Raw genomic sequence first — 14,021 nt, forward strand, 5'->3', positions numbered from 1 at the left:
AGGGTTAATGTTATATTTAAGCGCATTACTTCTTAATAGTTCCCTTCTGTTGGAGGGTTTTGGAAGGCTCATTAAATAACCTTGGCTTCGTTGTGAAGCAAACGAACTAACTCGTCTAAATTATCTGGAGACACCAGAGTCACTGCTCCTTTAGGGGTCGGTTTTTCAAATTTCACCGAAACAGTTTCAGTTGAAGCATCAATAGGCTCTATAATAGTTAATGGTTTTTTACGTGCCATCATAATACCTCTCATATTAGGAATACGTAAATCATTATCCTGAACTAAACCTTTTTGTGCGCCTACAACTAAAGGTAAAGATGTTGTAACCGTTTCTTTTCCGCCGTCAATTTCACGAACAGCTTTTACATTTGTGCCATCAATGTCTAAGCTAATACAAGTATTTATAAAATTTGCACCTGTTAATCCAGCAAGCATACCTGGTACCATGCCTCCATTATAATCTATAGATTCACGACCGGCAATAACCAAATCGTAAGCTCCATCTTTAACTACTTTTGCTAACTGTTCTGCAACAGCATATCCGTCTAAAGCAGGTGTGTTCACACGAATTGCTCCATCTGCACCAAGTGCAAGGGCTTTACGTAAGGTAGGTTCGGTTTCAGGACCTCCAACATTAACAACATCTACACTAGCTCCTTGTTTTTCTTTAAACCACATCGCGCGAGTTAAACCATATTCGTCGTTGGGGTTTATTATAAATTGTACGCCATTGGTATCGAATTTAGTATCTCCTTCTGCAAAATTTATTTTTGAAGTCGTATCTGGTACGTGACTAATACACACTAATATTTTCATAATATTTGTTTGTTATAATATAATAAGTATAGTTTTATCTGATTACGAAGTTATTGAATTTTATTTTAATTTTGTTATGCATGCATAACAAATTAACAATTTTTAATATTTTTCATTGCATTTTTTAGCTTAAACAAACGTTTTTACGATTTTAATTTTCGATTTAATAAATTAATAAGAATTCTTTTATAGAAAGTTTTGCATTTATTGCTATTTTTGTGGTCTTATAAAATATGATACATGAGAACAATTCAATTCAGAGAAGCGATTTGTGAAGCCATGAGTGAGGAAATGCGCAGAGATGAGAGCATTTACTTAATGGGTGAAGAAGTTGCTGAATACAACGGTGCTTACAAAGCATCAAAAGGAATGTTAGACGAGTTTGGTGCAAAACGTGTTATCGATACACCAATTGCAGAGCTTGGTTTTGCAGGTATAGCTGTAGGTTCAACTATGACTGGTAACAGGCCAATCGTAGAATACATGACCTTCAACTTTTCGTTAGTAGGAATTGATCAAATTATAAATAATGCCGCAAAAATTAGACAAATGTCTGGTGGGCAGTTTAAATGTCCAATCGTATTTAGAGGGCCTACAGGTTCTGCTGGACAATTAGGTGCTACGCATTCTCAAGCTTTCGAAAGCTGGTTTGCAAACACTCCAGGTCTAAAAGTTATTGTACCATCTAATGTGTACGATGCTAAAGGTCTATTAAAAGCTGCAATTCGCGATGACGATCCAGTAATTTTTATGGAAAGTGAGCAGATGTACGGAGATAAAGGTGAAGTGCCGGATGGAGAATATGTTCTTCCTATTGGTGTTGCCGATATTAAACGTGAAGGTACAGATGTTACGATTGTATCTTTTGGTAAAATCATTAAAGAGGCTTACAAAGCTGCAGATGAATTAGCTAAAGAGGGTATCTCTTGTGAAATTATCGACTTACGTACAGTTCGTCCATTAGATATAAATGCCGTTTTAAAATCGGTTAAGAAAACAAACAGATTGGTTATTTTAGAAGAAGCTTGGCCATTCGGAAATGTATCTACAGAAATTACATACCAAGTACAATCTCAAGCATTCGATTATTTAGACGCACCTATTGTAAAAATTAATACAGCAGATACTCCTGCGCCATATTCTCCTGAATTATTAGCAGAATGGTTACCTAACAGCAATGATGTTATTAAGGCTGTTAAAAAGGTAATGTATAAATAAGTCACATAATATATATTGCATAATTAAAACTTCATCAACATGATTTCTTGCTGATGAAGTTTTTTTTTAACTATGAATTTAAAACTTAGCCTCGTATTATTTATCTTCGGATGCATATCCGTAATCGCTCAGACAAAAGTTAGTGGCTATGTCTTTGACGAAAATAACGAACCTATAGCATACGCCAACGTTATTTTTAAAGGTTCTTCTCAAGGAACCATCACCAACGAAGATGGTAAATTCTATATGGAATCAGATTCCGATTGGGAAACACTTACCATTTCATTTATTGGTTATCTAACCATAGATAGTCCACTATCCAAAAAAATAAATTACAATTTACAAGTTGTCCTAGAGGAAGAAACTGCACAATTAGACCAAGTGGTAATTGTAGCAGGGAAACAACCCAAAAAGAATAATCCTGCGATCGATATTTTGAGAAAAATATGGGAACATAAAAGAAAAAATGGTCTTAGACAATTCGATCAGTACGAATACGATAAATACGAAAAAATAGAATTCGATTTAAATACCATAGATAGCGCTTTAGTTACAAGCAAAATCTTTAAAGGGATGGAGTTTATTTTTGAATCTGTAGACACGTCTAACGTCACAGGGAAAACGTATCTGCCTATTTTTGTAAATGAATCTGTAAGCGAAATTTATGGAAATAATATTACATCTAAAGAACGTGAGGTTCTAAAAGGTAATAAAATGTCGGGTTTTAGTAACAATCAATTTATTTTAGATTTTATTAAAGACTTGTACTCGCAGTACGATGTGTACGATAATTACCTAAAATTCTTCGATAAAAGTTTTGTGAGTCCGCTATCGAAAACAGGAATTAATACATATAACTATGTTTTATCCGATAGTGCGTTTATAGATAATAAATGGTGTTATAATATTATATATTATCCACGCCGAAAAAATGAACTGACGTTTAAAGGTGATTTTTGGGTGAATGATTCTACGTTTGCCATCAAAAAAATTAATATGCAATCTTCAAAAAGTGCAAATATAAATTGGGTAAAAGAAATTTATATCGAGCAGGAATTTGAAGTGCTTAACGATTCCATATTTCTTATAAAACGCGACTATTTTATGTCGGATTTTGCACTTAAGAAAAAGGAAAAAGCTCGAGGTGTTTACGGTAAACGTACTACACTTTATGATAATTATATGTTTGATAAACCACATGTAGACGATTTTTACGGCGAGCAGGTTTTAGAATATAACGAAGACACTTATAATAGAGATGATGATTTTTGGGAAGCCAATAGATTAGAGACTTTAAGTAAAGACGAAAAAGGTGTTTATAAAATGCTAGACACGTTGCAAACCGTTAAAAAATTTAAGCGCCTGTATAGTGCAGGAACTATTTTGGCTTCAGGTTATGTTGAAATGGATAAGCTAAATATAGATTATGGACCTATATTTTCTACCTTCGGATACAATGATGTTGAAGGTGTTCGAATTCGGGCTGGAGGAAGAACGTATTTTGGACCTAATGACCCCTGGAGATTGGAAGGTTTTGGTGCTTATGGGTTTAAGGATAAAGAGATAAAATACGGTATTTCAGGAAAATGGTTAATCGATAAAAAAAATCGATTTATAATTTCTGGAGGACATAGAAAAGATATTGAACAAATAGGAGCAAGTTTAACAACGTCTACAGATGTCTTAGGACGTAGTTTAGCATCATCTGCATTATTTGCAAAAGGAACAAACGACAAATTATCGAACATCGAACTTACCAGTTTAGCTTTTGAATTCGAACCTATAAAAAATGTCGTATTTAGATTAGGTGCAGATTTTAGAACGTTAAGTTCTGCTTCAGAAACATTTAATTTAGATTATTATACAGACGATACGCATACAGAAATAGCCTCGGAAGTAACACAATTTGAAACCGCTTTATCTGTTACCTATTTTCCTAATAGACGTATGACGGGGTATGGTGTAGAGCGTGCACGAGCAAACGATGATTTTGCAACTCTGTTTGCACAAGTCAGTCAAGGAGAGAAAAATTTATTGAATAGTGATTTCGATTATACTAAGGTTCAATTTTCGTATACACAACCTTGGCAAGTAGGTGGTTTTGGAAGATTATTAACTACGGTTGAAGCAGGAAAAACCTTTGGAGAAGTGCCTTTAGGTTTATTAAGTATCGTGCCGGGAAACCAAGCATACTTTTCTATTTATAACACCTTCTCCCAATTAAATTACTATGAGTTTATTACAGATACTTATGTATCCGCACATATGGAACACAATTTTAATGGTCGGTTATTTTCTAGAATTCCATTCCTTCGTAAGTTAAACTTAAGAGAAATTATTGGGCTAAGAGGGGTTTGGGGAGATATTTCAGAACAAAATATTGAGCTGAATGCTTCAAATGTAACATATCGTGCACCTAGCGATAAAATATATTATGAATACAGTGTTGGAATTGGAAATATTTTTAAAGTATTAAGAATAGATTTCAACTTTAGAGGAAATTACCTAGAAAACCCTGATGCGCGTGATTTTGGTGTAACAGGTAGTTTTGGTTTTTATTTTTAATTATTATTAATTTACAACGTTATAATTAGGATTATACGAAATCAATTCCTTTTTAGGTTGTCTATAATTATAGGGTTCAGTACATTTACCTTCACTAAACACAGTTAATATGAGTCACGAAAAACAAGAAACTTTCGATGTTTTAATCGAAATTCCTAAAGGAAGTAGAAACAAATACGAATACGATTTTAAATTACATAAAATTAGATTCGATAGAATGTTGTTTTCTTCAATGATGTACCCTGGAGATTATGGTTTTATTCCAGAAACTTTAGCATTAGATAAAGATCCATTAGATGTTCTAGTATTAGGACACCAACCAACATACCCAATGACGGTAATGGAAGTTAGACCTATCGGAGTTTTTCATATGACGGATGAAAAAGGACCTGATGAAAAAATTATCTGTGTACCTGTTTCAGATCCTATTTGGAATAATAAAAATGATATTTCAGATTTAAATCCACACAGATTAAAAGAAATTGAGCATTTTTTCCAAGTGTATAAAGATTTAGAAGAAAAGAAAGTAGATACAGGAGGATGGAGCGATGCAAAATCTGCTGTAAAAGTTTATCACGAATGTGTAGAACGTTACAATAAAAGCGAACATAAAGAACGCGGAGATTTCAAAATCTAATTTATTTTTAAAAAAATATTAAAAACCACATTTAAACTGACAAATGTGGTTTTTTTGTATTATTTATTTCGGTAATTTTATACGGATATAAATTATTAACATTTTTTTACAAATAAAAATTGAATTATGGAATATTTAATAAAGTTTTTGCCATTATTCGGAATCGTCGCGTTAATTTTCGTTTTTCTGAAAAGTGGATGGGTTTCTAAACAAGAAGAAGGCGACGAGAAAATGTCGCGTATTGCTAAAAATATAGCCGATGGAGCTATGGCATTCTTAAAAGCAGAATACAAAGTGTTGTCCATTTTTGTAGCTGCCGTAGCTGTCTTGTTATTATTTAAAGGTAACGCAGAATACGGTACAGATGGAAGTGTACATATTTCCCATTGGATGGTAGCAGTATCTTTTATAGTAGGAGCTATCTGTTCTGCACTTGCAGGATTCATAGGGATGAGAGTAGCTACCAAAGCAAATGTTAGAACGACACAAGCTGCAAGAACATCTTTAGGGAGAGCATTAGAAGTTGCTTTTGCTGGAGGTGCTGTAATGGGCTTAGGGGTTGTAGGACTAGGGATTTTAGGCTTAAGTGGTTTATTCATGTTATATCAAAGCTTATGGCCTGGTGCAGAAAACTTAGCAATGGTATTAAATGTACTTTCAGGATTCTCTTTAGGTGCTTCATCTATTGCTTTATTTGCCCGTGTTGGTGGAGGTATTTATACAAAAGCTGCCGATGTTGGTGCCGATTTAGTAGGTAAAGTAGAAGCTGGTATTCCCGAAGATCACCCGTTAAACCCTGCAACAATTGCAGATAATGTTGGAGACAATGTTGGAGATGTTGCTGGTATGGGAGCCGATTTATTCGAATCTTATGTAGGTTCAATTATTGGTACTATGGTATTAGGTGCTTTTATTCTTACTCCAGACTTTGATGGTTTAGGAGCTGTATACTTGCCTTTAGTGCTTGGAGCTGTAGGTATTATAATGTCTATATTAGGTACGTTTTTTGTAAAAGTAAAAGATGGAGGAGATCCACAAACAGCATTAAATATTGGAGAATTCGGTTCGGCTGGATTAATGGTGATAGCTTCCTATTTTATAATTAATGCTTTGATTCCAGAAACAGCCACAGCGTTATTACCTTTTGGTGCTATGGGGGTCTTTTGGGCAACAATAGCAGGTTTAGTTGCAGGTTTAGGTGTGGGTAAAATAACAGAATATTATACGGCTACAGGTAAAAAGCCAGTAATGTCTATAGTAAAACAATCAGATACTGGAGCTGCCACAAATATTATTGCAGGATTAGGAGTAGGAATGATGTCTACAATGATTCCTATTTTGTTAATTGCTGCAGCAATTATGGTGTCACATCATTATGCTGGATTATATGGTATTGCTATCGCAGCCGTAGGAATGTTAGCGAATACAGGAATTCAATTAGCAGTAGATGCTTATGGTCCCATTTGTGATAATGCTGGTGGTATTGCAGAAATGGCTGAATTACCAAAAGAAGTACGTGAACGTACAGACAAATTAGATGCTGTTGGTAATACAACTGCAGCTGTTGGAAAAGGATTTGCAATTGCATCTGCAGCCTTAACCGCTTTAGCTCTTTTTGCAGCCTTTATGAAAACAGCAAATGTAACGGCTATCGATGTGTCTCAACCAAATATTATGGCTGGACTTTTAGTTGGGGGTATGTTGCCATTTGTTTTCTCTGCTTTATCTATGAATGCTGTTGGTCGTGCCGCTATGGCAATGATTGAAGAAGTTCGTCGTCAATTTAGAGACATTCCAGAATTAAAAGCGGCATTAGCTGTAATGCGTAAGTATGATTCTGATATGACCAAAGCTTCTGTAGAAGATCGTGCTATTTTCGATAAAGCTGATGGTGTTGCAGATTATGGAAAATGTATAGATATTTCTACTAAAGCATCTATTAAAGAAATGGTATTACCAGGTTTATTAGCTATCGCAGTGCCTGTTGCTGTTGGATTTATTGGTGGTGCAGAAATGCTTGGTGGTCTTCTTGCAGGTGTAACAACTTGTGGTGTGCTTATGGCTATCTTTCAATCTAATGCTGGTGGTGCTTGGGATAATGCTAAGAAAACTATCGAAGAACAAGGGAAAAAAGGTACAGAAGCACATAAAGCTGCTGTTGTAGGAGACACTGTTGGAGATCCTTTTAAAGATACTTCAGGACCTTCTTTAAATATTTTATTAAAATTAATGTCGGTAGTGGCTTTAGTTATCGCTCCTAGTATTGCATTAAGTGTAGACGATCTTACAAGTTATAATGAAGATGCTTTATCAAACCCTACTGAAATGGTTCAACAAATCAGAAATGAAGTTCAGATAAGTATAGATGAAACTGGTGAGAAAATTGCTGAAGTTACTACAGTAAAAATAGTAAATGGAGAAGAAGTAATTGAAACTAAAACTTACGAAGGAACTGATGTCAATCAATTTATGCGTAAAAAATAGATAGATACTAAATAAAGTGAATACAGAACCGTCTAGAAAGTGATTTTTAGACGGTTTTTTTAATTGATTTTTATGCTTAGATTTGTAATAATCCGATATTTTTACACTATATTTTTTTAAAATTGAAAATGTTTAAAAAAGATCCTTTACAAATAATAGCGTTTCAAAGTTATGGTAGCAGCTCGCATTTTTATCTACGCGGCCGCGCTTTGGAAGATGAAACTATAGATTTGGAACAAAAGGGGTTGTTCAAACTTTTAATAAATACGTATAAGCGATTTGAAAGTGATGAAATAAAAGATGTCGAATTGAATTTGCGCTTGCCAAATGATAAAGTCTTAAAGGTAAAAACAGATTCTCATGGCTATTTTAAATCTGAAGAAACACTTCAAAATCTAAACGAATTAACCAATAATGAAGGTTGGTTGCAAATTATCGCCTCATATAGCGATGTAAATATTAAGCGCGAAATCACTAATGCAAACCGTTTTCCTGCCGAAATTCTAATTCCATCGCAAACAGCTTCTTTTGGTGTAATTAGCGATATAGACGATACTATTATACATACCGGCGTGGCTTCAATATTAAAATGGCGCGTATTTATAAACACCTTTTTTAAAGGTGCTTTTAAACGAATTCCTTTAGAAGGAGCAGCAGCTTTTTATCATATGTTACATCGCGGGATTTCTGGAACAAATGCAAATCCTATTTTTTATGTCAGCCATAGTCCGTGGAATTTGTACCGTTATTTAAAGTTTTTTCTAAAAGCAAACGATTTTCCTAAAGGTCCTATTTTACTGCGAAGTATGAATACGATTTTTATGAAAAAAAAGGCAAACGAAAAACCTCAAAAGCAGAAGGAAATTATAAACATTCTTAAAATGTATCCCGAATTAAATTTTATACTTATTGGTGATAGTGGAGAACACGATGCCGATATTTATATAGAAATCGCAGAATTATACCCCAAACGTATTTTGGCTATTTATTTACGATGCGTTGGACATAAAGAAAAAATGCTACGTGTAAAAGGAATATTCGATGCGTATAAAACAACTCCAGCATTATTAGTGCATTCTAGTAAAGAAGCAATAGATCATGCAAAACGCAGCGGATTTATACAATAAATTTATTCGAATAAACCGTTTATTTCAGCATCAATTCTATTTATAACGTAACCTAAATCTTCTGGGTTATCTACGAAATCCAAATTATCAACATCAATAATTAGTAATTTTCCTTTATCATATCCATGAATCCAAGCTTCGTAACGTTCGTTAAGACGGCTTAAATAATCTATACTAATCGAGTTTTCATAATCGCGACCACGTTTCTGAATTTGTCCCACTAAATTAGGGATAGAACTTCTTAAGTAGATTAATAAATCAGGACCCTGTACAAGGGTTTCCATTAAATCAAAAAGTGAGCGGTAATTCTCAAAATCACGATTCGTCATTAAACCCATGGCATGTAAATTGGGTGCAAAAATGTGAGCGTCTTCGTAAATTGTTCGGTCTTGAATAATATCTTTCCCGCTTTTTCTAATTTGCAGTACTTGTCTGAAACGACTATTTAAAAAGTAAACTTGTAAATTAAAACTCCAACGTTCCATTTGGTTGTAAAAATCGTCCAAATATGGGTTGTCTACAACATCTTCTAATTGCGCTTCCCATTTAAAATGTTTAGCAAGTAATTTGGTTAGCGTTGTTTTTCCAGCGCCAATATTTCCGGCAATTGCTACATGCATAGTCTAAGGTGTTTTTAAATGGAATTGATTCAGATTTTTCAAGTCGTAAATATACAAGGTTTCATTGGTAAGCAGAAACTGTTTTATTAATAAATCCGGTAAGTTTATTTTGATAAAGTTTGAGGTCTCTTTTTTTAAATAGAATAACTCGTTTTCCTTCTGAAGCACTAAATTTTCATTGCTTTCTTCGAGTTTTGTGAAGCCTTCATTTTTAATTTTTTGAATTAAAGATCCCACGTAATTATACTGATAAATATAATCTTTTGTAAGTAGCCAACACCAATTATAGTTGCTCACAATATCTAAAACCACATTGCTAATAGGAGCTGTTGCTGCTCTTAGTGTATTTGTTTTATAATCGTAAAGCTCTAATTGTTGGTTATTGTCGTTAAATAGCCACAACGTTGTATCGTAACCGGTACTTATAAACGAAGGATTTCTATAAGGAGTTATGGTGTTGAAATCAATTTTAAAAATTTCAGCTAAGCGATTATCTAAAATAATGACAGTGTTAAAATTGGAGTAAAATAAATTCAAGCGCATCGCATTAAATGTATTGGTCTGGCTAATCCTTCCTAATTGAAGATTTGAGTAATGTAAAGTGCGTTCTGAAGTTTGTTTAGAAAAATCGTTCTGCCTGATATAATACGTGGTTTCTAAATCGTCTATATCAACAAAAGTAGTAACATCAAGCGGTTTTGAAGATTTAAAAGTTGCTTCAATAGCTATTTGTCCATGCATAAATACAGTCGAAAACAAGAAAGCGTATAGTATGAATTTCATAAGTGAAAAGTACAAAATTAGTCCGATTATTTTAAACAATCCTTCAAGATGTATGTTGTAAAATTGAATTGATAATAAAATAATTAAAAAAGAATGAAGAATCATTAAACGAATTCTAAAAACGAGAGTCTTATAAAAACAAGTTAACCACAATTAATTAAAACAGATATGAAATCAACAGTCTTTAAAATGTTTTTGGTGTGTTTAGTCACCACATTTTCAATGCCTCTTTTAGCACAATCAGATTTTCAAGGAAAAGCACACTACGAATCTAAAACGACGGCAGATATGCCCGATTTTGGAGATAGACAAATGAGTGAAGAGCAGAAAAAGCGTATTGCTGAGAGTATGAAATCGATGTTGGAAAAATCATACATTTTATCGTTTAACCGCTCTGAATCTATATATAAAGAAGAAGAAAAACTAGCCGCACCATCAACTGGAGGTGGTAGAGGTTTTAGAGGTGTAGATATGTCTCCTGGACCACAATACAAAAACATAAAAACAAATGAAGTTCTTGTTGATCAAGAGTTTTTTGGAAAGCAATTTCTTATAAAAGATAGTTTACCAAAATTGGCTTGGAAAATGGAAAATGAAACGAAGCAAATTGGACAATATACATGTTTTAAAGCTACAGCTGTAAAACTTGCAAGTGAAACAGCTGCAACTAGTTTTAGAGGTCCAAGAAGGGCTGAAGATAATGACGCTAAAAAAGAAGAACCGGTTGCACCTAAAGAGATTACGGTAACGGCTTGGTATACTCCTCAAATTCCGGTAAACCAAGGGCCTGGAGATTACTGGGGGTTACCTGGGTTAATACTAGAAGTTAATGCAGATAGAACGACTATTTTATGTTCAAAAATAGTGTTGAATTCTAAAGACAACGACGAGATTAAAGCTCCTAAAAAAGGAAAAGAAGTTACACAAGAAGAATACGACAAAATTGTAAAAGAAAAGATTGCCGAAATGCAAGAATTACGTGGTAATCGTGGATCAGGTGGTGGCGGAGGTAGAAGATAAGTGTAATAGTATTTTAAATTAGAAATAATCATACAATGAAAAAAGGTTTAATCATACTGTTGCTTTTGGCTGCTAATTTAAGTTTTGGTCAATTAAAATTTGAAGGTGTTGTTAAAGACAGCATTGGTAATCCGTTGGAGCTTGCCAACATTATCGCGATAAATACGGAAAGTCAATCCTTGGAATCGTATGGGATTACGAATCCTGAAGGTGAATATAAATTATCACTTTCCAAAAACTCAAACTATAATATTCAAGTGAGTTATATTGGAATGAAAACGGAGCAAATTAAATTAGAGACTACGGATAAAAATGTTTACAAAACATTTTCTTTAAATAGCGATAATACGTTAGATGAGGTAGAATTAATTTACGAAATGCCAGTTACCGTTAAAGGAGATACTATAATATATAATGCAGATTCTTTTAAAAATGGAACCGAGCGTAAACTTGAAGATATCCTTAAAAAATTACCTGGTCTAGAGGTTAACGACGATGGAGAGATTGAAGTAGAAGGTAATGTGGTAAGCAAGGTTATGATTGATGGTAAAGATTTTTTTGATGGTGATTCTAAATTGGCGACAAAAAATATTCCTTCCAGTGCGATAGATAAAATAGAGGTTTTAAAAAACTTTGCTGAAATAGGGCAATTAAGTGGGGTAACCAATAATCAAGATAATGTTGCTATTAACATTAAACTAAAAGAAGGGAAAAAGAACTTCTGGTTTGGAGATATTACTGGAGGAGCAGGAATTGCGAACGAAGATGGCTTATATGTTTTTCAACCTAAATTATTTTATTACAGTCCGAAATACAGTATTAACCTTATTGGAGATTTAAATAATATAGGAGAAATTGCATTTTCACGACGAGATTATTTCAACTTTACTGGTGGTTTTAGAGCACCGAGTAGTAAAAGTGGAACAAACATAGATTTAGGAGGTAATAGTTTAGGGTTTGCGACACTTCAGAATAATAGAGCTAAAGATATTAATACCAAATTTGGTGCAGCAAACTTTAGTTATTCCCCAAATGAAGCATTAGATTTTAGTGGTTTTGCTATTTTTTCTAGTAGTATAATAGACATGCAAATCGATAATAGTATTATATATACCAATACAGATTTAGGTGTGCCAGACGAAATTACTGAGAGTAACACCACCCAAAATAGCGATTTGGGTATGTTGAAATTAAGTGTAGGGTATAAGCCTAATACCGACAATCAGTTAGATTACGATATTATGGGAAGAGTGTCTAAAGAGTCTCAAAATCAATCAGAAGTATCTTCTGTTTTAGGGCAAACTTTGCAGTACGAATCTTCAAGTCCGTTTAGTATAAATCAAAATATAAATTACTATTATACCTTAAGTGAGAAACATATTTTCGCCTTTTATGCGCAACATTTATGGCAAGACGAAGATCCGTTTTACAATGCTTTAATTGAACAAAAAAGCACCTATGAAGATGCTGCAGATGCTTTGGGTTTAAATAATATGCAGATTGATTATAATGTGAATCAAGATAAACGTGTAAAATCTAATCAGATTGATGCTAAAGCAGATTACTATAATGTATTAAATTCTAAGAGTAATATAAATATTACACTCGGAACCATTTATAGTTATCAGAACTTTAATTCTAATATATTTCAAACTTTAGATGATGGATCTACTTTCAATCCTACGCCAACCATAAATAATGGATTGTCTGTAAACGATATTCAATATTCGTTTTCTGATGTGTATGTTGGTTTACATTATACATTAAAAGCGGGGATGTTTACATTTGCTCCCGGAGCTTCGGTACATGCTTATAGTAGCAATAATGAGCAGTTTGGAGTTGATTATAATAATGATTTCTTTAAAATCCTTCCAGATTTAGATGTTCGTCTTCAGCTTAAAAAAAGTGAGCAATTGGTTTTTAATTATAGTATGCAAACGCAATTTACAGATGTTACACAATTAGCTGAAGGTTTGGTAATGAATAATTACAATTCCTTTTTTAACGGAAATGATGCTTTAGATAATGCCATTTCTCATGCCGTACGTTTGGCGTATTCCAGCTTTAATATGTTTAATTACACCAATGTTTATGCTAATGTTAGTTATAATAAAAGTATTGACAAGATTAGAAATATAACAAATTTTGAAAGTGTAATACGATCTAACTCACCTTTTAATTCGGATTATGCAGACGAGACTGTATCGGCTAGCGGACGTTATCAAAGACAATTTGGGAAATTTAAAACATCGGCAAGTGCTAGATTTAACTATTCTAAATTCAATCAGTTTATTCAAGATGTGAGATCTGTAAACGAAAACTATACCCAAAATTACGGATTAGGTGTCAGTTCAAATTTTAGAGAAGCACCAAATTTCGAGATTGGTTATAATTATAGTATTCAAGACAACGATCAGGGGCAAACGCGAACGAAGTTCTTTACATCTTCACCTAGTGCCGAATTCAATGCTTTAATATGGAAAGTATTAACCTTTAAAACGGATTATACATATAATAATTTTAGCGACGAAGAAGGTCCAATAAACAACTACGAATTCTGGAATGCATCTTTAGCATATAGAAAGGATAAAGATAGTAAATGGGAGTTCGAATTGAAAGCGACAAACTTATTAGACACCGAAACACAAAGTCAGAGTAGTGCAGATGATATCTCTGTAAGAGCGACAGATTACTATATTCAGCCAAGATATGTAACGTTAAGAGCTATTTATTCGCTTTAATTGATGAA

Annotated in this window: 10 protein-coding genes; 7 read left to right on the top strand and 3 right to left on the bottom strand. The window is 33.5% G+C overall.

The genetic code is table 11. The annotated features are described in order from the left end of the window. Window positions 1-71 precede the first annotated feature (71 nt). Window positions 72-818 (bottom strand): electron transfer flavoprotein subunit beta/FixA family protein, encoded by a 747-nt coding sequence (locus R6X41_RS01130; RefSeq protein ID WP_318496817.1) that lies wholly within the window; start codon window positions 816-818, stop codon window positions 72-74. Between the two features lie 240 nt (window positions 819-1,058). On the opposite strand from R6X41_RS01130, the gene R6X41_RS01135 reads away from it, so the two are divergent. The 5 genes from R6X41_RS01135 to R6X41_RS01155 all read left to right on the top strand — a co-directional run bounded on the left by R6X41_RS01135 (window position 1,059) and on the right by R6X41_RS01155 (window position 8,849). Then, entirely contained in the window at window positions 1,059-2,036 is a 978-nt protein-coding gene (locus R6X41_RS01135) for a pyruvate dehydrogenase complex E1 component subunit beta (protein WP_318496818.1), read from the top strand. A gap of 72 nt (window positions 2,037-2,108) precedes the next feature. Further along, window positions 2,109-4,601, top strand: coding sequence for a DUF5686 family protein (locus tag R6X41_RS01140; protein WP_318496819.1), 2,493 nt, complete (start codon window positions 2,109-2,111; stop codon window positions 4,599-4,601). 109 nt (window positions 4,602-4,710) lie between these two features. After that, entirely contained in the window at window positions 4,711-5,238 is a 528-nt protein-coding gene (locus R6X41_RS01145; protein WP_318496820.1) for an inorganic diphosphatase, read from the top strand. 126 nt (window positions 5,239-5,364) lie between these two features. Continuing rightward, on the top strand, window positions 5,365-7,722 hold the full coding sequence (locus tag R6X41_RS01150) for a sodium-translocating pyrophosphatase (RefSeq protein WP_318496821.1): 2,358 nt from the start codon (window positions 5,365-5,367) through the stop codon (window positions 7,720-7,722). Window positions 7,723-7,850: 128 nt separating this feature from the next. Next, window positions 7,851-8,849 carry an App1 family protein phosphatidate phosphatase gene (locus R6X41_RS01155; RefSeq protein ID WP_318496822.1) on the top strand — a complete coding sequence of 333 codons (999 nt, stop codon included), beginning with the start codon at window positions 7,851-7,853 and terminating at the stop codon, window positions 8,847-8,849. A 2-nt stretch (window positions 8,850-8,851) separates the two neighbouring features. On the opposite strand, the gene R6X41_RS01160 is transcribed toward R6X41_RS01155, so the two are convergent. Further along, on the bottom strand, window positions 8,852-9,469 hold the full coding sequence (locus R6X41_RS01160; RefSeq protein ID WP_318496823.1) for a deoxynucleoside kinase: 618 nt from the start codon (window positions 9,467-9,469) through the stop codon (window positions 8,852-8,854). Window positions 9,470-9,472: 3 nt separating this feature from the next. Further along, window positions 9,473-10,252 carry a ubiquitin-activating E1 family protein gene (locus R6X41_RS01165; RefSeq protein WP_318496824.1) on the bottom strand — a complete coding sequence of 260 codons (780 nt, stop codon included), beginning with the start codon at window positions 10,250-10,252 and terminating at the stop codon, window positions 9,473-9,475. Window positions 10,253-10,420: 168 nt separating this feature from the next. Between R6X41_RS01165 and R6X41_RS01170 the strand changes: the two genes are divergently transcribed. Both R6X41_RS01170 and R6X41_RS01175 read left to right on the top strand, forming a co-directional pair. Beyond that, complete coding sequence (locus R6X41_RS01170) at window positions 10,421-11,272, top strand: GLPGLI family protein (protein ID WP_318496825.1); 852 nt, start codon at window positions 10,421-10,423, stop codon at window positions 11,270-11,272. Between the two features lie 35 nt (window positions 11,273-11,307). Beyond that, the gene (locus R6X41_RS01175) at window positions 11,308-14,013 is read left to right on the top strand and encodes a carboxypeptidase-like regulatory domain-containing protein (RefSeq protein WP_318496826.1); all 2,706 of its coding nucleotides are present in this window, start codon (window positions 11,308-11,310) and stop codon (window positions 14,011-14,013) included. Window positions 14,014-14,021: the final 8 nt, after the last annotated feature.

Origin of the sequence: Formosa sejongensis (genome assembly GCF_033447105.1) — a bacterium.
Lineage (GTDB): Bacteria > Bacteroidota > Bacteroidia > Flavobacteriales > Flavobacteriaceae > Formosa.